Raw genomic sequence first — 20,410 nt, forward strand, 5'->3', positions numbered from 1 at the left:
CGGCGAAGGCCGCCGATCCTGCATAGGCGGACCTCCTTTATGCAACCCATGCCAGACTACACCCTGAGCGTCAGTGAACAATTGAAGTCGCTGACGGCTTCGGGCGCGCTTCAAATCGATTCAGCCCAGATGCACGTGGCGAAATGCCTGGATCGGGTACTGTCGGGGTTGAAGCAGCGGCGGCCGGCGGCAAAGGCAAGCGCTCTCGGCTGGTTGTTCGCCAACAAGAAGAAGCCGGCGGAAGCAGTCAAGGGACTCTACATTCATGGCAGCGTCGGCCGCGGCAAGACGATGCTGATGGATATGTTCTTCGGCATGGCGCCTTGCGCGAAGAAGCGGCGCGCGCACTTCCACGAATTCATGGCCGACGTGCACAACCGCATCGCGGCACACCGGCTGAAGCTCAAGCAGGGCGAGACCAAGCAGGCCGATCCCATTCCGGTCGTTGCTGCTGCCCTCTATGACGAAGCCGAACTGCTGTGCTTCGATGAGTTTACCGTGACTGACATCGCCGACGCGATGATCCTGTCGCGGCTGTTTTCCGAACTTTTCCGGCGCGGGTGCCTGCTGGTCGCGACCTCCAATGTCGAGCCCAACAACCTCTACAAGGACGGCCTCAATCGGAGCTTGTTCCTGCCCTTCGTCGATCTCCTGAAGCAGAACGTCGAGATCGTGACACTGGACTCGCCGACTGACTACCGGATGGAGAAGCTCGACAGCCAGCCGGTCTATCTGACGCCGATCGATAACCGGACCGACATGGCCATGGATGCATCCTGGATGCAGGCGCTTCACGGCCGAAAGGCGCAGCCGCTGGAGATTCCGATGAAGGGGCGGTCGATCCACGTGCCGCTGGCAGTTGATCGGCTCGCGCGGTTTTCGTTCGCTGATCTCTGTGAAAAGCCGTTGGGTGCCGCGGACTTTCTGGCCATTGCCGAACGTTTCGACGCCATCTTCATCGATCACGTGCCGCTGCTGGGGCCAGACAAGCGAAACCAGATCAAGCGCTTCATCATCCTGATCGATACACTTTACGATCATGCGGTACGACTCTATGTCTCCGCTGCGGCGATGCCTGAAAACTTGCTGACACAGGCGCGTGGTACCGAAGGCTTCGAATTCGATCGTACTGTCTCGCGACTTTTCGAAATGCGCAGTTTGGAATATCTTGCATTGCATCACGAGCGGCGGGCCGCGGAGTAACGTTCTGGCGACAAATAATCTAACGTTTACGTAAGAATTTTATGATCTAAACGATTGAAATTCCTTGCTCAAAAATAATCATTTGCCATTTTTTGGCTTTGGAGCTATGCGATTGCGGCATTGGGCGATGCCCCCTCCGCGCGTCGCCTGACGAATTTTGATCGCAAAGGAAACAGCGAAATGGCGCGTAACAAGATCGCACTCATTGGTTCTGGCATGATTGGTGGCACGCTGGCGCATCTCGCCGGCCTGAAGGAACTGGGTGACATCGTTCTCTTCGATATCGCCGACGGCATTCCTCAGGGTAAGGGCCTCGACATCGCTCAGTCCTCTCCGGTCGAGGGCTTCGACGCCAACCTGACGGGCGCCAGCGACTATTCGGCGATCGAGGGTGCTGATGTCTGCATCGTCACCGCCGGTGTGCCGCGCAAGCCGGGCATGAGCCGCGACGACCTTCTCGGCATCAACCTCAAGGTCATGGAACAGGTCGGCGCCGGCATCAAGAAGTATGCCCCGAACGCTTTCGTCATCTGCATCACCAATCCGCTCGACGCGATGGTCTGGGCGCTGCAGAAGTTCTCCGGCCTTCCGGCCAACAAGGTCGTCGGTATGGCCGGCGTTCTCGACTCGTCGCGCTTCCGCCTGTTCCTGTCCCAGGAATTCAACGTTTCCGTACAGGACGTCACGGCATTCGTTCTCGGCGGCCATGGCGACACGATGGTGCCGCTCGCCCGCTATTCGACGGTTGGCGGTATTCCGCTGACGGATCTCGTCACGATGGGTTGGGTCACCAAGGAACGCCTCGAAGAAATCATCCAGCGTACCCGTGACGGGGGTGCCGAAATCGTCGGCCTGCTGAAGACCGGCTCGGCCTACTATGCGCCGGCTGCTTCCGCGATCGAAATGGCCGAGTCCTACCTCAAGGACAAGAAGCGCGTCCTGCCTTGCGCAGCACAGCTGACTGGCCAGTACGGCGTCAAGGACATGTATGTCGGCGTTCCCACTGTTATCGGTGCCGGCGGCGTCGAGCGCGTCATCGAGATCGACCTCAACAAGGCCGAAAAGGAAGCCTTCGACAAGTCGGTCGCTGCTGTCGCCGGTCTTTGCGAAGCCTGCATCAACATTGCGCCTGCGCTGAAGTAATCAGACCGCGCGCTGACGCAATCCAAACAGGAATAGATCCATGAATATTCATGAATATCAGGCCAAGGCTCTGCTGAAGGGCTATGGCGCGCCGGTCGCAAAAGGTGTGGCGATCCTCAAGGTCGAGGAAGCCGAAGCTGCCGCCAAGTCGCTTCCGGGCCCGCTTTATGTGGTCAAGAGCCAGATCCATGCCGGCGGCCGCGGCAAGGGCAAGTTCAAGGAACTCGGCGCCGACGCCAAGGGCGGTGTTCGTCTCGCCAAGTCGATCGACGAAGTCGTTGCTCACGCCAAGGAAATGCTCGGCAACACGCTGGTAACGGCGCAGACGGGCGAAGCTGGCAAGCAGGTCAACCGCCTCTACATCGAAGACGGCGCCGATATTGCCCGCGAACTCTATTGCTCGCTGCTGGTCGACCGCTCGGTTGGCCGCGTTGCCTTCGTCGTATCGACCGAAGGCGGCATGGACATCGAGGCTGTCGCTCACGATACGCCCGAGAAGATCCACACGATCGCTATCGATCCGGAAGCCGGCGTCACCGCGGCTGACGTTGCTGCGATCTCCAAGGCTCTCGAACTGACCGGCGCCGCCGCCGAAGACGCCAAGTCGCTGTTTCCGGCGCTCTACAAGGCATTCGGCGAGAAGGACATGGCTCTCCTCGAGGTCAACCCGCTGATCGTCATGAAGGATGGCCACCTGCGCGTTCTCGACGCCAAGATGTCATTCGACGGCAATGCGCTGTTCCGCCACGACGACGTCAAGGCGCTGCGCGACGAGACCGAGGAAGACGCCAAGGAAATCGAGGCCTCGAAGTGGGATCTCGCCTACGTAGCCCTCGACGGCAACATTGGCTGCATGGTCAACGGCGCCGGTCTCGCCATGGCGACGATGGACATCATCAAGCTCTACGGCAAGGAGCCGGCAAACTTCTGCGACGTCGGCGGTGGCGCCGGCAAGGAGAAGGTCGCTGCAGCCTTCAAGATCATTACGGCTGACCCGAAGGTCGAGGGCATCCTCGTCAACATCTTCGGCGGCATCATGCGTTGCGACGTCATCGCCGAAGGCGTTGTCGCAGCTGTGCAGGAAGTCGGTCTGAAGGTTCCGCTCGTCGTTCGCCTCGAAGGCACCAACGTCGAACTCGGCAAGAAAATCCTCAACGAGTCGGGTCTGGCGATTACGGCTGCCGACGATCTCGACGACGCGGCGAAGAAGATCGTCGCGGCGATCAAGGCCTAATCCGGAAGGACCGAAAGAATGTCTATTCTCGTCAACAAAGACACCAAGGTTCTCGTTCAGGGCCTGACCGGCAAGACCGGTACCTTCCACACCGAACAGGCGCTTGCTTATTACGGTACCAAGATGGTCGGCGGTATTCACCCGAAGAAGGGTGGCGAAACCTGGTCGTCGGGCGTCGACGGTACCTCGCTGCCGATCTTCGCAAGCGTTGCCGAAGCCAAGGAACGGACCGGCGCCGATGCGACCGTGATCTACGTCCCGCCGGCCGGTGCTGCTGATGCGATCATCGAGGCGATCGAGGCCGAAATCCCGTTCATCACCTGCATCACCGAGGGCATCCCGGTCATGGATATGGTGCGCGTCAAGGCCAAGCTCGACAAGTCGAAGTCACGCCTGCTCGGACCGAACTGCCCGGGCATCCTGACGCCGGAAGAGTGCAAGATCGGCATCATGCCGGGCTCGATCTTCCGCAAGGGTTCGGTCGGCATCGTTTCCCGTTCAGGCACGCTGACCTACGAAGCGGTGTTCCAGACATCCAACGAAGGCCTCGGCCAGACGACGGCTGTCGGTATCGGCGGCGACCCGGTCAAGGGCACCGAGTTCATCGACGTGCTGGAAATGTTCCTGGCCGATGAAGCCACGACCTCGATCATCATGATCGGCGAAATCGGCGGCTCGGCTGAAGAAGACGCGGCCCAGTTCCTGATCGACGAAGCCAAGAAGGGCCGCAAGAAGCCGATGGCCGGATTCATCGCGGGCCGTACGGCTCCGAAGGGCCGCACCATGGGTCATGCCGGTGCTGTCGTTTCCGGCGGCAAGGGCGACGCGGAATCGAAGATCGCGGCCATGGAATCGGCTGGCATCAAGGTTTCGCCTTCGCCGGCGCGCCTCGGCAAGACGCTGGTTGAAGTCCTCAAGGGCTAATCCAATCTATAACCCGGGCAACGGTTTTCGCCGCTTGCCCGGGTCTCGACTTTGAAATGAAATGAGCCGCGGACAGGCGGCTATCGACAGATGCGGCAAGCCGGTCGAGTATCCGGCGGAATCACAAGTCAGGAGGCGGACGAAAGCGTCCGCGTGCAACCATGGCACGGCAAGAAGCCAACGAGCAGTTTCAGATTACCTCGTTCCTGGATGGCGCCAATGCTGCCTATATCGAGCAGCTCTATGCGCGCTATGAAGAAGACCCGAGCTCGGTCAACGAGGAATGGCGGTCCTTCTTCAAGGCTCTGGAAGACAATCCGGAAGATGTGAAAAAGGCGGCCAAGGGTGCATCCTGGCGCAAGACGAACTGGCCCCTGCAGCCGAAGAGCGATCTCGTTTCGGCGCTCGACGGCGATTGGGGCACTGTTGAAAAGATCATCGAGACCAAGGTCAAGGGCAAGGCGGAAGCATCAGGCAAGCCGACCGAAGGTGCCGACATCCTGCAGGCGACCCGCGACTCCGTCCGCGCCATCATGATGATCCGCGCCTATCGCATGCGCGGCCACCTGCATGCCAAGCTCGATCCGCTCGGGATCGCAGCACCCGTCGAAGACTACAAGGAACTGTCGCCCGAAGCTTACGGTTTCACGCAGGCCGACTATTCCCGCAAGATCTTCATCGACAACGTTCTCGGCCTCGAATACGCCACCCTTCCCGAGATGATCGAGATCCTCGAGCGCACCTACTGCTCGACCCTCGGCGTCGAATTCATGCATATTTCCAATCCGGAAGAAAAAGCCTGGATCCAGGAGCGCATCGAAGGTCCGGACAAGGGCGTTGCCTTCACCCCGGAAGGCAAGAAGGCGATCCTTGCCAAGCTGGTCGAGGCCGAAGGCTACGAGCAGTTCCTCGACGTGAAGTTCAAGGGCACCAAGCGCTTTGGTCTCGATGGTGGCGAATCGCTCATCCCGGCGCTGGAGCAGATCCTGAAGCGCGGCGGCCACCTCGGCCTTCGTGAAGCCGTGTTCGGTATGGCCCATCGCGGTCGTCTGAATGTGCTTTCGCAAGTCATGGGCAAGCCGCATCGCGCGATTTTCCACGAATTCAAGGGCGGTTCCTACGCGCCTGACGAAGTCGAAGGTTCCGGCGACGTCAAGTACCACCTCGGCGCCTCCTCCGACCGCGAGTTCGACGGCAACAAGGTCCACGTCTCGCTGACGGCCAATCCGTCGCACCTTGAAATCGTTGACCCCGTCGTCATGGGCAAGGCTCGCGCCAAGCAGGACATGGGCGCCACCGTCTGGGACGGCGATACCATTCCGCTGTCGGAGCGCGCCAAGGTTCTGCCGCTGCTGATCCACGGCGACGCGGCGTTTGCCGGCCAGGGCGTGATTGCCGAAATCCTCGGCCTGTCGGGGCTGCGCGGTCACCGCGTTGCCGGCACGATGCACGTCATCATCAACAACCAGATCGGCTTCACCACCAACCCGGCCTTCTCGCGTTCGTCGCCCTATCCGTCCGACGTCGCCAAGATGATCGAAGCGCCGATCTTCCACGTCAACGGCGACGATCCGGAAGCAGTTGTCTATGCTGCCAAGATCGCCATGGAATTCCGCATGAAGTTCCACAAGCCCGTTGTGGTCGACATGTTCTGCTATCGTCGCTACGGCCACAATGAAGGCGATGAGCCGTCCTTCACTCAGCCGAAGATGTACAAGGTCATCCGCGCCCACAAGACGGTGCTGCAGATCTATGCGGATCGCCTCGTTGCCGAAGGCCTGCTGACCGATGGCGACGTCGAGAAGATGAAGGCTGACTGGCGCGCGCATCTCGAGCAGGAGTTCGACGCCGGGCAGAGCTACAAGCCGAACAAGGCCGATTGGCTGGATGGCGAGTGGTCGGGCCTGCGCACGGCTGACAACGCCGACGAACAGCGCCGCGGCAAGACCGCCGTTCCGATGAAGACGCTCAAGGATATCGGCCGCAAGCTCTCGGAAATTCCGCAAGGCTTCCATGCACACCGCACGATCCAGCGCTTCATGGAAAACCGCGCCAACATGATCCAGACGGGCGAGAATCTCGACTGGGCGATGGCCGAGGCGCTTGCCTTCGGTTCGCTTGTTGTCGAAGGCCACAAGATCCGCCTTTCCGGTCAGGATTGCGAGCGCGGTACCTTCTCGCAGCGTCATTCGGTTCTCTACGATCAGGAGACGGAAGAGCGCTACATCCCGCTGGCGAACCTGTCGTCCAATCAGGCTCGCTACGAAGTCATCAACTCGATGCTTTCGGAAGAAGCGGTGCTCGGCTTCGAATACGGCTATTCGCTGGCTCGCCCGAATGCGCTGACCCTTTGGGAAGCCCAGTTCGGTGACTTCGCCAACGGTGCGCAGGTCGTCTTCGACCAGTTCGTCTCCTCGGGCGAACGCAAGTGGCTGCGCATGTCGGGTCTCGTCTGCCTGCTGCCGCATGGCTACGAAGGCCAGGGTCCGGAGCACTCCTCGGCCCGCCTCGAGCGCTTCCTGCAGCTTTGCGCCGAGGACAACATGCAGGTTGCCAACGTCACGACGCCGGCGAACTACTTCCACATCCTGCGCCGTCAGCTGAAGCGCGACTTCCGCAAGCCGCTCGTGCTGATGACGCCGAAGTCCCTGCTGCGTCACAAGCGGGCTGTTTCCAGCCTTGCCGAACTCGCTGGCGAGTCTTCCTTCCATCGCCTCCTCTGGGACGATGCGGAGGTCATCAAGGACGGCCCGATCAAGCTGCAGAAGGATGCGAAGATCCGCCGCGTCGTCATGTGCACCGGCAAGGTCTACTACGACCTTCTGGAAGAGCGCGAAAAGCGCGGCATCGACGACATCTACCTGCTGCGCGTCGAACAGCTCTATCCGTTCCCGGCCAAGGCGCTCATCAATGAGCTTTCCCGCTTCCGGAACGCGGAGATGGTCTGGTGCCAGGAAGAGCCGAAGAACATGGGCGCATGGTCGTTCATCGACCCGTATCTGGAGTGGGTGCTCGCCCACATCGATGCGAAGTACCAGCGCGTCCGCTACACCGGCCGTCCGGCTGCCGCTTCGCCGGCAACGGGTCTGATGTCCAAGCATCTGTCGCAGCTCGCCGCATTCCTCGAGGATGCGCTGGGCGGTTAAGGGATCGGGGCGATGGCATATTTCTTCTTCAGACTTGTGCCGCCTCGCCCCCGTTTCCCCTACGACGCGACCGGGGAGGAAATGGCCGCGATGAAGCGCCATGCCGCCTACTGGCACCAGAACGCGGAACAGGGATCGGCGATCGCCGTCGGTCCCGTCTTCGAAGGTGAAGGAGGCTGGGGCATGGCAGTCGTCTCGGTGGAGGATCAGCAGGCAGCGCAAGCGCTTGCCGATGCCGATCCGATCATCCAGTCCGGTTACGGTTTTCGCTTCGACATATTGCCAATGCCCTCGATCATTCTCCGGCCGTCAGGAGCCGGAAACGAATAAACGAACACAAGCAAATCAGGATTTGAACAATGGCCACAGAAATCCGCGTTCCAACTCTCGGTGAATCCGTCAGCGAGGCAACCGTCGGTACCTGGTTCAAGAAGGTCGGCGATGCCGTCAAGGCCGACGAACCGATTCTCGAGCTTGAAACCGACAAGGTGACCATCGAAGTGCCCGCACCGGCTTCCGGTACGCTGTCCGAGATTGTCGCCCAGGCTGGCGAAACCGTCGGTCTCGGCGCGCTGCTCGGCCAGATCGCCGCAGGCGCTGGTGCCGCCGCCGCCCCGGCTGCTGCTGCTCCCGCCGCCGCCCCGGCAAAGGTAGCCGAACCGGCTGTCGCTGCCGCCGCTGCTCCGGCAGCTGCTGCTTCACCGATGCCGCCGGCACCGGCTGCCGCCAAGATGCTCGCCGAAAACAACCTGTCGGCCGATCAGATCGACGGCAGCGGCAAGCGTGGCCAGGTTCTGAAGGGCGACGTGATCGCTGCTGTTGCCAAGGGCATCTCCGCCCCGGCTGCCGCTGCCGCTCCTGCCGTTCCGGCTGCCGCCCGCGGCCCGTCGACTGTCGAGGATGCGGCTCGCGAAGAGCGCGTGAAGATGACGCGCCTGCGCCAGACGATCGCCAAGCGCCTGAAGGACGCACAGAACACGGCTGCCATGCTGACCACCTACAACGAGGTGGACATGAAGGCTGTCATGGACCTGCGCGCCAAGTACAAGGACGTCTTCGAAAAGAAGCATGGCGTGAAGCTCGGCTTCATGGGCTTCTTCACCAAGGCTATCACCCACGCGCTGAAGGAACTTCCGGCTGTTAACGCCGAGATCGACGGCACCGACATCATCTACAAGAACTTCTGCCACATCGGCATGGCCGTCGGCACGGACAAGGGCCTCGTCGTCCCTGTCATCCGCGACGCGGACCAGATGTCGATCGCTGAAGTCGAAAAGGAACTGGCGCGTCTCGCAAAGGCTGCGCGCGATGGCTCGCTCTCGATGGCCGACATGCAGGGCGGCACCTTCACGATCACCAATGGCGGCGTTTACGGCTCGCTGATGTCCTCGCCGATCCTGAACGCGCCGCAGTCCGGCATCCTCGGCATGCATAAGATCCAGGACCGTCCGGTCGTCGTTGGCGGCCAGATCGTCATCCGTCCGATGATGTATCTCGCGCTCTCCTACGACCACCGTATCGTCGACGGCAAGGAAGCCGTGACCTTCCTCGTCCGCGTCAAGGAAAGCCTGGAAGATCCGGAGCGCCTGGTTCTCGATCTCTAAGCATTCGACTGGGCCGCGTGAGCGGCCCTTTCCACCTCAGCGGGGCGCGTAATGTCGCTGGCAATCTCCACAGGGCGTATGACCGGGATGCCTCCCTTTGCCAAGGGTAGGGTCTGGGCGTCGCTCGCGTTTTTGCTGGCGCTGCCTGCGACTGCTTTTGGTGCTCCCGATTGCACGCAGGCAAGTGCCGTCTATGCCGACCGCGACGGCGCCTACGAGCTTCGCTTTACGCCGATCAATTCGGAAGCAGCCGCTGCCAGAAACCGGTTCACGCTAAAGGTTCTCAAAACTTCGATCGAGCTGGACGGCTATGTGATGCCGTCCGACGATCCGGAACGCGCCGTCGGTATCCTGATGTTCAACTGCCCTGGCGGCGACGTGACGGGCGCCGATCTGGATGCCTGCACGATCTGGCGGGGCACGGTCTATAGCGTAAACGCCAAGGGCGAAATCGACAATCTGCAGTCCGAAGCCGCGGCAGCCACCGAGAATATCTTTCTGCCGGGTCTCGGCCCGGCGATCCGCCAATCGCAGATATGGGGCAACGACAAGGCGACGGTTGCGCCGTGGGATGTCCTGGCATTCGAGGAGTGCGCGAAATGACACAACGACCCGTCCTTCTCGTTACCGGCGGGAGCCGAGGCATCGGTGCGGCGGTCTGCCGTCTCGCTGCCCGCCAGGGCTGGGACGTCGCCGTGAACTACGCCGCGAACCGCGCCGCTGCCGATGCTATCGTCTCCGAGGTCAAGGCAGAGGGTGGCGACGCCATCGCCATCAAGGGCGATGTCGGCAGCGCGCAGGATATCGTTTCGATGTTTCAGGCCGTCGACAGGCATTTCGGACGGCTGGACGGGCTGGTCAACAATGCCGGCATCGTCGATGCCAAGCAGCGCGTCGACGAGATGAGCGTCGAGCGGCTTGAACGGATGATGCGTGTCAACGTGACCGGTTCGATCCTCTGCGCGGCCGAGGCCGTTCGCCGCATGTCGTCGAACCACGGCGGCAAGGGCGGGGCGATCGTCAACATTTCGTCAATGGCAGCGGTGCTGGGCTCGGCCTCGCAGTATGTCGACTACGCTGCCTCGAAGGCCGCGATCGATACGTTCACCGTGGGCCTGTCCCGCGAGGTGGCGAATGAGGGCGTGCGTGTGAACGCTATCCGTCCCGGCGTCATTGATACCGACATTCATGCATCCGGCGGCCTGCCGAACCGCGCACGCGACCTCGCACCGAGCATTCCGATGCAGCGGCCCGGCACGGCAGAGGAGATAGCCGATGCGGTCCTCTACCTTCTCTCGCCGACGGCTTCCTATATAACGGGCGCCATACTCAACGTCAGCGGCGGCCGTTAGGGCACGGAGACCATATCGCCATGCAATACTTCTTCGAATTTCTCGGCCTCATGGCCGTCTTTTCGATCTTCATCGTCGTACCGGGCGCCGACTTTGCGGTCATCCTGCGCCAGAGCATCGTGCACGGGCGCCGTGCCGCCATGATGACCGGCCTCGGCATGGGCTTCTCGCTGCTCTTTCACATCAGCTACACGATCCTCGGCCTTGGCCTGATCGTCTCCAAATCGCTGATGCTGTTTGCCATGATCAAATGGGCCGGCGTCGCCTATCTCGTCTACCTCGGCATCAAGTCCTTCCGCGAGCCGGGCTTCAACGTGAATGAGATCGAGGTGACGGACGAAGACCGCGCGCCGATCTCGGCGCTGAAATGCCTCGGCATGGGCTTCATCACCAACGCGCTCAATCCGAAGCCGGTCCTGTTCTTCCTGTCCCTCTTCTCGACGCTGGTGCATCACGATACCCCGGCGTTGATCCAGTTCAGCTACGGCATCGGAATGGCCGCCGCACTCGTCGCCTGGTTCGCCGGCGTCTCCACTTTCTTCACCGTAGAGCCCATTCGCGACCGCTTCATCGCAAGCGGCAGATGGTTCAACCGTATCACCGGCGCCGCACTGGTCGGCTTCGGTTTCCGCCTCGCGCTCGCCCGCGCGGCTGACTAAGCAAATAACGAAAAGGAAAAGAAACAATGTCCTACGATGTGATCGTTATCGGAACCGGCCCTGGCGGCTACGTCGCTGCCATCAAGGCAGCGCAGCTCGGCCTCAAGGTCGCTGTCGTTGAAAAGCGCGCAACGTTCGGCGGCACGTGCCTGAACGTCGGCTGCATCCCGTCCAAGGCGCTGCTGCATGCCTCCGAAATGTTCCATCAGGCTGGCCACGGCATGGACGCGCTCGGCATCGAGGTCGCTGCTCCGAAGCTGAACCTCGGAAAGATGCTGGCGCACAAGGATGCGACGGTAAAGGCCAACGTCGACGGCGTTGCCTTCCTCTTCAAGAAGAACAAGATCGATGCATTCCAGGGGACCGGCAAGATCGTATCGGCTGGCAAGGTTTCCGTGACTGCCGAAGACGGCAAGGTCCAGGAAATAGAAGGCAAGAACATTGTCATCGCGACCGGCTCCGACGTGGCAGGCATTCCGGGCGTGAAGGTCGATCTCGACGAGAAGGTGATCATTTCCTCAACGGGCGCGATCGAGCTTGAGAAGGTGCCGGAAACGATGATCGTCGTCGGTGGTGGCGTCATCGGTCTCGAGCTCGGTTCCGTCTGGTCGCGCCTCGGCGCCAAGGTCACCGTCGTCGAATATCTCGACACGATTCTCGGCGGCATGGATGGCGAAGTCTCCAAACAGTTCCAGCGCATGCTCGCCAAGCAGGGTGTCACCATCAACCTTAGCTCCAAGGTGACGGGCGTTGAGAAGGGCGGCAAGGGTGCCAAGGTTACCTTCGAGCCGGTCAAGGGTGGCGATGCACAGACGCTCGACGCCGAAGTCGTTCTGATCGCGACTGGCCGCACGCCATACATAGCCGGCCTCGGTCTGGAAGAAGCAGGCGTTAAGCTCGACAATCGTGGCCGCGTCGAGATCGACGGACACTTCCGTACCAACGTGCCTGGTATCTACGCGATCGGCGACGTGGTGAAGGGTCCGATGCTGGCTCACAAGGCTGAAGACGAAGGCGTGGCGCTCGCCGAAATCCTCGTCGGTCAACATGGCCATGTGAATTATGACGTCATCCCGAGCGTCGTCTACACGCAGCCGGAAGTCGCCTCCGTTGGCAAGACCGAGGAAGAGCTGAAGGCGGCAGGCATCGCCTACAAGGTCGGCAAGTTCCCCTTCACCGCGAACGGCCGAGCCCGCGCGATGCTGGCGACCGACGGTTTCGTGAAGATCCTCTCCGACAAGGAAACGGACCGCGTCCTCGGCGGCCATATCGTCGGCTTCGGCGCCGGCGAGATGATCCACGAGATCGCCGTTCTGATGGAGTTTGGTGGTTCCGCGGAAGATCTCGGCCGCACCTGCCACGCGCACCCGACCATGTCGGAAGCAGTCAAGGAAGCGGCTCTCGCCGCCTTCTTCAAGCCGATCCATATGTAATATTAAATTTTCGCAATATGGGATGGGCCGCTTGCTTCACAGCAGGCGGCCCATTTACCTTAGAACGGTTCTAATTGCCGTTTTGAGGATAGATACATGCCTACTGATTCTCGTGATGCATATAGCCTCCCACAGCGATTGCTGCATTGGGTCATGGCGCTCATGATCTTTTTCAACCTGCTCTTTCCGGATGGTATGAACGCTTGGAACCGGACGGTTCGTCATGGTGGCATCCCCTCGGCAGATCAGATCGCGTCTGCCAATGTGCATGCCTATGTCGGCATCGGCATTCTCGTTCTGGCAATCCTTCGCGTTTGCCTGCGCCTTATTCAGGGCGCGCCCGCTGAACCGGCGGCGGAGCCGAAGATATTCCGGATTGGCGCCAAGGTCGCGCATGCAGCGCTGTATCTGCTCATCTTCCTCCTGCCGCTGACCGGCATGATGGCTTACTATCTAGGGATCGATTTTTCCGGCGAGCTTCATGGCGGTATCCTCAAGGCAATCCTCTGGGCTTTGATCGCGGCGCATGTTGCCGGCGCGCTGGCCCACCAGTTCTACTGGAAGACCAATGTTCTCAGGCGCATGACCGTCGGGAGCTAGTTGACGGCCGTCACCGTGAAGCCCTGCTTGCGCAGCAGTTCGATGACGCCGCCTTCGCCGGGAAGATGGAGCGCGCCGACGGCCATGAAGACGTTGCCATTGGCAAGGATCGGGGCTGCTCGCTCGGCCATCACCTTGTTGCGGTCGAGAATGATGCGCTGTTCGAAGGCGGCATAGTCGCCGTCCTCATCCTCGCCGTCGGGCGAGACTGTCTTCAGCATCGGAATGGTCATGCCGATATCGCCGGAGAGGTAGAGATCGGTCATGGTTTCCACCACGTCGTTCATCTTGGAACCCAAGGCCAGCGTCTCGATCAGCGACTTCATGTGGAATTCGGTCGGCAGCTCGGCCATTGCCTGCAGCTGCTCGGCAAGCGTTTCCAGGCCCTTGACCTGCTTGCCCCCAGCAACGGCATCTGCGGCAATCTTCTGATCGAGGAACTGTACGCCCTTCGCCTTGCGGGCCATTTCGCAGCCGGGCAGGGCAACAACGCTTGATATCATCCAGGGGCGCATGCGCGAGACCGCGGCAAGTGGGATGCCGCGCTGCTTCAGGCCTTCCTCCAGACGAACGTAGTCGTCGTGAGACAGAAGCTGTTCAATCGTCGTCCCGTCCGTGAACATCATCAGTTCAGGCTTCATCAGCAGAGCGGCGGAAGCCTTCTTCTCGTCGAGGATCTCGTCGGATTCAATGACGATCGTGTCGGCAGCGTCATGGGCTGCCTGCGTGCGTGGTGGGAGTGTCAGCACGCGCGGATCGGTCACATGCATGCTGCCGAGCAGCCAGGACGGGGCTATCCCCGCCTTCTCGATCTTCCAGAAAATGCCCTTGCCGTTCGGCACGGCATCGGCCTCCCTCACCACTTCGGCGTAGCGGGCGGCATCGCTCTGCTTGAGATCGGTCAGGATATTGTGGCCGGTACAGGCATCCTCGTCGGCCGCTGCGGCGGGGGACACCGAGAACAGCGCAGCGATCAGGGTTGCCGCAAGCAGCATGTGAAAGGCGGCAATCAGCCAGAGCAGGAGATTGCTCGGCGATGCGATGTGCAGGCTGCGGTGGCCGATGGAGATCGTCATGATGGTGTTCCGGTCACTATGATCGCTAAGCCTACGCCCAGCGTGCGGATATTCCCTTAAGAGAAGCCGTTAACAAAAGATTACGCCCGGGGATGGGCACGGTCGTAAACTTCAAGCAATCGTGAGGAATCCACACCTGTATAGACCTGGGTGGTGGAAAGGCTGGCGTGGCCGAGCAATTCCTGGATGGTTCTCAAATCGCCGCCACCTGCCAACAGGTGGGTGGCAAACGAATGGCGCAGCGCATGCGGTGTCGCTGTTTCCGGAAGGCCGAAGGCGCTGCGCATCTTTTGCATGGTGCGCTGAATGATCGCAGCTTGCAGTTTGCCGCCGCGCGCGCCGCGAAAGAGGGGTTCTTCGCCTTCGAGATGATAGGGGCACAAAGACCGGTATTTCTCGACGGCGTCGAAGACGACGGTGAGCATCGGCACAAGGCGGGTCTTGTTGCCCTTGCCGGTTATGCGCAGCGTGGCCGCGCCGCGGTTGAAGTTGCCAGGCGTCAGATCGAGCGCTTCGGAGATGCGCAGACCGCAGCCGTAGAGCAGTGTGAAAACGGCGGCATCGCGTGCGGCAATCCAAGGCTCTTCGTGCAACTGAGCCTCGTCGCTGACGACAGTGATGGCCTGCCGGTCGGATAAGGGTTTCGGTAGTGATTTCGGCTGCTTCGGCGAGCGGACGGCGCTGACGCCAGCGGCATTCACCAGTCCCTTCTTTTCGAGGTAACGCAGGAGGGAACGCAGCCCGGCGAGACTGCGACCGAGCGAACGAGCGCCGGAGCCCTCTTTGCGTCGCGCCGCCAGAAAAGCACGGAAGTCCGCGGGCCTTAACGCCTGGATATCTTTCAGCGTTGCGGGGCCGCCGAGGTGACCGGTCAGAAACGTCAGGAACTGACGCGTATCACGCTCGTAAGCATCGAGCGTGTGCTCCGACAGACGTCGCTCGCGAGCCAGGCTATCGAGCCATGCCGAGCGCTCGGCCATCAGGCCGGGGTCGGCGATGATCAGGAGTTCGTTCACGTATCCGGCCTTGAATTTGCCAATCCTGCCGCCAATTCTGAAGGAGCGATAGTTATGGAATTCCTAATGCCGGCCAAGTGCTTGTCATGCTTCTATCATATCATTCCACGTGACCGGTTTCCCAACGACGCAGGATCTTGAATGTCACGGCGCCATCCAACGACCGCAATTGGACAGTTCGCGGAGACGATCGCGCTCGTCTCCCATGGCAAGCCGGGCCACATCGTCGATACCTTGATCGCCGAGCGTGGGCAGAAGATCGTGAAGCATCCGCTCTGGCCCGTCATGCGGCCGTTCCTCCACACACTGCTGCGCTACAACAGGGCGATCAGCTTCGCCAATGACGTTGCGAAAATGCCGGGGCTCCAGTGCTTCGAGTACATGAGCAACCTGCTGAAGCTCGAGATCAATATTCGGCACGGCGAACGCATTCCGGATAGCGGCGGCTTCATGCTCGTCAGCAACCATCCGACCGGGATCGCCGATGGCGTTGCCGTGTTCGACCTCCTGAAAACCAAGCGGCCGGACATCATGGTGTTTGCCAACCGCGATGCCATACGCGTCAATCCACGTTTTGCCGAGGTCATCATTCCGGTGGAATGGCGCGAGGAATACAAGAGCAAGCTGAAGACCCGTGAGACATTGCAGATCACCAACCGTGCCGTCAAAGAAGGCAAGGCGACGGTTCTTTTTCCGTCTGGGCGCATCGCTTATTGGGCGAACGGCCGGCTGAACGAACGTCCCTGGAAAACCTCCGCCGTCGGCCTTGCGCGGAAATACAATCTGCCGATCCTGCCGGTACACATGACGGCGCGGAACTCGGGCCTATTCTACTGGTTCGCGAAATGGTCGACCGAGCTCAGGGACATGACGGTCTTTCACGAGCTTCTGAACAAGCGCGGCGACCGATTCGACTTCGTGGTCGGCAATCTGATCCCGGTGGAGCATCTCGACGGCGACATCAACGAAGTCACCAAGGCATTGGAAGACCACACTGTCCATGCGCTCGCCGCGGATGGTGACACGCAATTCCTGCCGTTGGTTCCGCCTGCGGAACCGGAACTGGTCGGTGCCCATTCAATTCCCTAATCGGATAGGCTAAAGCGAGGCATGCTGCTCCGCTCGATGTTCGCCCAGAACTACCGGTCCCTGCGATCGATCCGCATGGATCTTTCGGGGATCAACCTTTTCATCGGCGAAAACGGGGTCGGAAAATCCAATCTCTACCGGGCTCTCCAGCTCATCCAGGCGGCAACGCGCGGACGTCTGGCGCATGAGATCGCCGCCGAGGGCGGGATGTTCTCGGCGTTGTGGTCCGGCCCGCGCCGGGATGTCGACGGGCCGTTCCGGATTCGCCTCGAGGCGGAGCTTCTGGACGAGGAAAGGGCGATCACGTTCCGGTATAGGGTCGAGGCCGGTCTACGACCGCCGGCGGCTGCGGCGGGATTTCCCTTTGAACCGCAAATCAAGACCGAAGAGCTTTCGATCGAGACCGGAACCCGACCTGTCACGATGATGAAGCGTGCCGGCCCGGCGATTTCCGTTCGCGGGCCGAATGGGCGGATGCAGGATTATCCCGAGCAGGCGCTGACCTCGGAAACCGCGATCGCACTGCTTGGCGACGCTGGGCACTATCCCGAGATTGGGACATTCCGCCGTGCGATCGACGGCTGGCGCTTCTTCCACGGCTTCCGGACGGATCGTTTCTCACCGCTGCGCGCACCCTGCCTTGCGGTCACGGCGCCACTGCTCGATGAGGACGGCAGCAACATTGCAGCGGTCTTCGCAACGCTGGTGCATACGCGGGAGGATACGGTCGATCTCGATCGTGCCGTCGCCGCTGCCCTCGGCGGTGCGCGACTCGCGGTGCCGCTGCCCGAGGAGACGGCGTCGTTCGGCCTTTCCTTTCCCGAATTTCCGAACCGCGTGTTCCAGCCGCGCGAACTGTCGGACGGGCAGATACGGTTCCTCGGCCTGGCCGCGGCGCTGATGTCCTATCGGCTGCCGCCACTGATTGCGCTCAACGAACCGGAAGCAAGCCTGCACCCCGATATGTTGTTGCCTCTGGCGGACATGATCGCGGAGGCGGCCCGCAGCAGCCAGATCTGGATCGTTACGCATTCGGAAGCGCTGGCGGCCGCCGTGCGCGAGAAATGCGGCGCCTGTGCCCGCCATGTCGTGCGGCGGGACGGCGCCACGTGGATCGAGGGCATGCGGCTCACCGGCGTAGTCGACGAGGACGAGTAGGCTGGTGACGGACGTCTTGCAGGTTTTCTTTTCGCGCCGATCCGGGCATGGTCTCGCCCGATGAGCACAGATTCGTCCGATCTCTTTGGAGCGTTGTTTGAGACGCCGCCGGCAAACCGTACGGTTCCGGTGCTCGTTCCCATGCCCGCGCCGAAGCCATATTCATATGCCGTCCCGGAAGGGATGGCGGTGGAACCCGGCTCGGTCGTCCAGGTGCCACTCGGTCCGAGGCAGGTGATCGGCGTCGTCTGGGACGGCGGCGAAGACAATGTCGATCCGAAGAAGCTGAGGCCGATCAGCCATGTCTTCGATTGCCCGCCGCTGAGCAAGGAGATGCGCGACTTCATCGATTGGGTCGCGAGCTACACGCTGTCCCCGCCGGGACTGGTGGCGCGCATGGCGCTGCGTGCGCCGAATGCCTTTGAACCGGAACCGATGGTGGAGGGCCTGCGCTTCGTTGGCGGCGAGCCGGAGCGGATGACGCCAGCGCGCGCCCGGGTGCTCGACATTGCGGGCGACGGCCTGTCCTGGACGCGAAGCGGGCTTGCCCATGCCGCGGGCGTCTCGACGAGCGTCGTCGACGGTCTGGTAAGCCAGGGCATTTTCGAAACCGTCTTCCTGCCGCCACCGCCGGTGGTCGCCAAACCCGATCCCGAATTCGTGGGCGCGCGGCTGGAAGGCCCGCAAAGGGAGGCGGCCGACGAGATTCTCGCCGAAGTTCGAAAGGGTGAGTTCGCCGTCTCGCTGATCGACGGCGTCACCGGTTCGGGAAAGACGGAAGTCTATTTCGAGGCGATCGCGGAAACGCTGAGACGCGGCAAGCAGGTTCTGATTCTGCTGCCGGAGATCGCGCTGACGGCAAGCTTTCTCGAGCGCTTCCAATATCGTTTCGGTGCCAAGCCCGCCGAATGGCATTCCGATCTGGCCCCGCGCACCCGCGAGAAGGTCTGGCGTCAGGCGGTCACCGGCGAGGTCCGCGTCGTTGCCGGCGCGCGTTCGGCTCTGTTCCTGCCGTTCGAGGATCTAGGTCTTATCATCGTCGATGAAGAGCATGATCCGGCCTACAAGCAGGAGGACCGTGTCTATTACAATGCGCGCGACATGGCGGTCGTGCGTGCGCGCATCGGCGATTTCCCGGTGGTTCTCGTCTCCGCCACCCCCTCGGTCGAAAGCCAGGTCAATGGGCAGAGCGGGCGTTACAGCACCATTCACATGCCGACCCGATTCGGCGATGCGGCGTTGCCGGATCTGCACTTGATCGACATGCGCCGCCATGCCCCCGAGCGCGGCGGCTTCCTGTCGCCGGTCCTGATCCGCGCGATCGGCAAGACGGTCGAAAAGCAGCAGCAGGCGCTCCTCTTCCTGAACCGGCGGGGCTATGCGCCGCTGACGCTCTGCCGCGTCTGTGGACATCGCTTCCAGTGCCCGCAGTGCTCCAGCTGGCTCGTCGAACACCGGTTCAAGAGGCAGCTGCAATGCCATCAGTGCGGCCATGCCGAGCACACCCCGGAAGCCTGCCCCGAATGCGGAACGCTTGATCACCTCGTTGCCTGCGGACCGGGCGTCGAACGCATTGCCGAGGAGGTGGAACGCCATTTCCCCGAGGCGCGAACCATCGTCCTCTCGTCCGACATGATGGGCGGCGTCAAACGGTTGCGCCTTGAGCTCGAGGCCATTGCCAAGGGCGAGGCCGATATCGTCATCGGCACGCAGCTTGTCGCCAAGGGTCACAATTTCCCGCTGATGACGCTGGTCGGCATCGTCGATGCCGATCTCGGCCTCGCCAATGGCGACCCGCGTGCCGCCGAGCGTACCTTTCAGCTGCTGTCGCAGGTGACGGGCCGCGCCGGCCGCACCGGCCTGAAAAGCCACGGCCTGTTGCAGACCTACCAGCCTCAGCATCCCGTCATGCAGGCGATCGTGTCGGGCGATGCAAGCGCCTTCTACGAACGCGAGATCGCCGAGCGGGAGCGCGCCATCCTGCCGCCGTTCGGACGGCTGGCGTCGATCATCGTTTCGGCGGAAACGCGCCATGATGCGGAAAACCATGCCCGCGGCATCCGAAACGCCGCGCCTCATGTCTCCGGCATCTCGGTGCTCGGGCCTGCGGAAGCGCCGCTTGCGCTGGTGCGCGGCCGCTACCGCTTCCGGCTTCTCGTGCATGGACGGAGGAACTCGGACATGCAGGCATTTCTCAGGGCCATGCTTGCGCAGGCGCCGAAGGAGCGCGGATCGGTGCATGTACAGCTCGACGTGGATCCCCAAAGCTTCCTGTAGATCGCTCCCGAACGGGCTTTTGCCGGGCAAGCCAATCATGGCATAAGGAAGCCGAAACAAGGGATTCGGGGTCGATGATGGATTTTTACTTTCCAACGGAGCTTGGGGAACAGCTCGCTTTCGCAGCCGCCGCGTTCGCGGCGCTGGCGGGCTTTGTCATCATGTTCGCGCCAGGTTATGCGATGCGGTTGTTCGGCCTCATGCCGCGCGAGGGCCGCCGTGACGGCTACGCCGAGCAACGATCGGTCGGCGGTTTCTATCTCGGCTTCGGTCTCTCGGCCATCATGTTGGCGCAGAACTGGATCTACATGGCGCTTGGCGCCTCCTTCGCCATGGCCGCATTTGCGCGCATCATTTCGCTCCTTTCAGATAAGGGGAGCACGATTCTCAACTATTTACTTCTGGTTGTGCAAATCGTTCTGGCTGCGCTTCCGCTCGCCTATGTATTTGGTTTCTTTTCCGCTTGAGTTGAGCTGATATTTCTCGCGCTGAGCAC

The 20,410-nt window shown here is 61.5% G+C and carries 18 protein-coding genes; 16 read left to right on the top strand and 2 right to left on the bottom strand.

What is annotated here, in order from left to right; genetic code table 11:
* Nucleotides 1-39: 39 nt before the first annotated feature.
* The 12 genes from zapE to IB244_RS04695 all read left to right on the top strand — a co-directional run bounded on the left by zapE (nucleotide 40) and on the right by IB244_RS04695 (nucleotide 13,298).
* On the top strand, nucleotides 40-1,203 hold the full coding sequence (gene zapE / locus IB244_RS04640; RefSeq protein WP_113471984.1) for a cell division protein ZapE: 1,164 nt from the start codon (nucleotides 40-42) through the stop codon (nucleotides 1,201-1,203).
* A gap of 180 nt (nucleotides 1,204-1,383) precedes the next feature.
* Nucleotides 1,384-2,346 carry a malate dehydrogenase gene (mdh, locus tag IB244_RS04645; RefSeq protein ID WP_112655582.1) on the top strand — a complete coding sequence of 321 codons (963 nt, stop codon included), beginning with the start codon at nucleotides 1,384-1,386 and terminating at the stop codon, nucleotides 2,344-2,346.
* Between the two features lie 40 nt (nucleotides 2,347-2,386).
* Entirely contained in the window at nucleotides 2,387-3,580 is a 1,194-nt protein-coding gene (gene sucC / locus IB244_RS04650) for an ADP-forming succinate--CoA ligase subunit beta (RefSeq protein WP_018855750.1), read from the top strand.
* Between the two features lie 18 nt (nucleotides 3,581-3,598).
* Entirely contained in the window at nucleotides 3,599-4,504 is a 906-nt protein-coding gene (gene sucD / locus IB244_RS04655) for a succinate--CoA ligase subunit alpha (RefSeq protein ID WP_112655586.1), read from the top strand.
* Between the two features lie 161 nt (nucleotides 4,505-4,665).
* Nucleotides 4,666-7,650 (top strand): 2-oxoglutarate dehydrogenase E1 component, encoded by a 2,985-nt coding sequence (locus IB244_RS04660; RefSeq protein WP_018855748.1) that lies wholly within the window; start codon nucleotides 4,666-4,668, stop codon nucleotides 7,648-7,650.
* A 12-nt stretch (nucleotides 7,651-7,662) separates the two neighbouring features.
* On the top strand, nucleotides 7,663-7,980 hold the full coding sequence (locus IB244_RS04665; RefSeq protein ID WP_026371591.1) for a YciI family protein: 318 nt from the start codon (nucleotides 7,663-7,665) through the stop codon (nucleotides 7,978-7,980).
* Nucleotides 7,981-8,009: 29 nt separating this feature from the next.
* On the top strand, nucleotides 8,010-9,254 hold the full coding sequence (gene odhB / locus IB244_RS04670) for a 2-oxoglutarate dehydrogenase complex dihydrolipoyllysine-residue succinyltransferase (RefSeq protein ID WP_192303248.1): 1,245 nt from the start codon (nucleotides 8,010-8,012) through the stop codon (nucleotides 9,252-9,254).
* 51 nt (nucleotides 9,255-9,305) lie between these two features.
* Nucleotides 9,306-9,857, top strand: a complete 552-nt coding sequence (locus tag IB244_RS04675; RefSeq protein WP_026371590.1) for a hypothetical protein — start codon at nucleotides 9,306-9,308, stop codon at nucleotides 9,855-9,857.
* On the top strand, nucleotides 9,854-10,606 hold the full coding sequence (locus IB244_RS04680) for an SDR family oxidoreductase (protein ID WP_018855744.1): 753 nt from the start codon (nucleotides 9,854-9,856) through the stop codon (nucleotides 10,604-10,606). The genes IB244_RS04675 and IB244_RS04680 overlap by 4 nt, the downstream gene beginning before the upstream one ends.
* Nucleotides 10,607-10,626: 20 nt before the next feature.
* Nucleotides 10,627-11,265, top strand: a complete 639-nt coding sequence (locus IB244_RS04685) for a LysE family translocator (protein WP_192303250.1) — start codon at nucleotides 10,627-10,629, stop codon at nucleotides 11,263-11,265.
* A 26-nt stretch (nucleotides 11,266-11,291) separates the two neighbouring features.
* Nucleotides 11,292-12,698 (top strand): dihydrolipoyl dehydrogenase, encoded by a 1,407-nt coding sequence (gene lpdA / locus IB244_RS04690; RefSeq protein WP_192303252.1) that lies wholly within the window; start codon nucleotides 11,292-11,294, stop codon nucleotides 12,696-12,698.
* Nucleotides 12,699-12,794: 96 nt separating this feature from the next.
* Complete coding sequence (locus IB244_RS04695) at nucleotides 12,795-13,298, top strand: cytochrome b (protein ID WP_025658200.1); 504 nt, start codon at nucleotides 12,795-12,797, stop codon at nucleotides 13,296-13,298.
* On the opposite strand, the gene IB244_RS04700 is transcribed toward IB244_RS04695, so the two are convergent.
* Nucleotides 13,295-14,374, bottom strand: coding sequence for a TraB/GumN family protein (locus tag IB244_RS04700; protein WP_192303254.1), 1,080 nt, complete (start codon nucleotides 14,372-14,374; stop codon nucleotides 13,295-13,297). The genes IB244_RS04695 and IB244_RS04700 overlap by 4 nt on opposite strands.
* Before the next feature lie 80 nt (nucleotides 14,375-14,454).
* Nucleotides 14,455-15,390: a tyrosine recombinase XerC gene (locus IB244_RS04705; protein WP_018855739.1), complete on the bottom strand. Its 936-nt coding sequence runs from the start codon at nucleotides 15,388-15,390 to the stop codon at nucleotides 14,455-14,457.
* Nucleotides 15,391-15,531: 141 nt separating this feature from the next.
* On the opposite strand from IB244_RS04705, the gene IB244_RS04710 reads away from it, so the two are divergent.
* The 4 genes from IB244_RS04710 (at nucleotide 15,532) to IB244_RS04725 (ending at nucleotide 20,381) form a co-directional block, all read left to right on the top strand.
* A complete protein-coding gene (locus tag IB244_RS04710; protein WP_018855738.1) occupies nucleotides 15,532-16,479 on the top strand; it encodes a GNAT family N-acetyltransferase in 948 nt (315 codons plus the stop codon).
* 21 nt (nucleotides 16,480-16,500) lie between these two features.
* Nucleotides 16,501-17,637: an AAA family ATPase gene (locus tag IB244_RS04715; protein ID WP_018855737.1), complete on the top strand. Its 1,137-nt coding sequence runs from the start codon at nucleotides 16,501-16,503 to the stop codon at nucleotides 17,635-17,637.
* A gap of 60 nt (nucleotides 17,638-17,697) precedes the next feature.
* Nucleotides 17,698-19,914, top strand: coding sequence for a primosomal protein N' (locus tag IB244_RS04720; RefSeq protein ID WP_113471981.1), 2,217 nt, complete (start codon nucleotides 17,698-17,700; stop codon nucleotides 19,912-19,914).
* A gap of 77 nt (nucleotides 19,915-19,991) precedes the next feature.
* Complete coding sequence (locus IB244_RS04725; RefSeq protein ID WP_025658205.1) at nucleotides 19,992-20,381, top strand: hypothetical protein; 390 nt, start codon at nucleotides 19,992-19,994, stop codon at nucleotides 20,379-20,381.
* The last annotated feature ends 29 nt before the right edge of the window (nucleotides 20,382-20,410 follow it).

The sequence above is a fragment of the Rhizobium sp. RHZ02 genome, assembly GCF_014851575.1.
Taxonomy (GTDB): domain Bacteria; phylum Pseudomonadota; class Alphaproteobacteria; order Rhizobiales; family Rhizobiaceae; genus Rhizobium; species Rhizobium altiplani.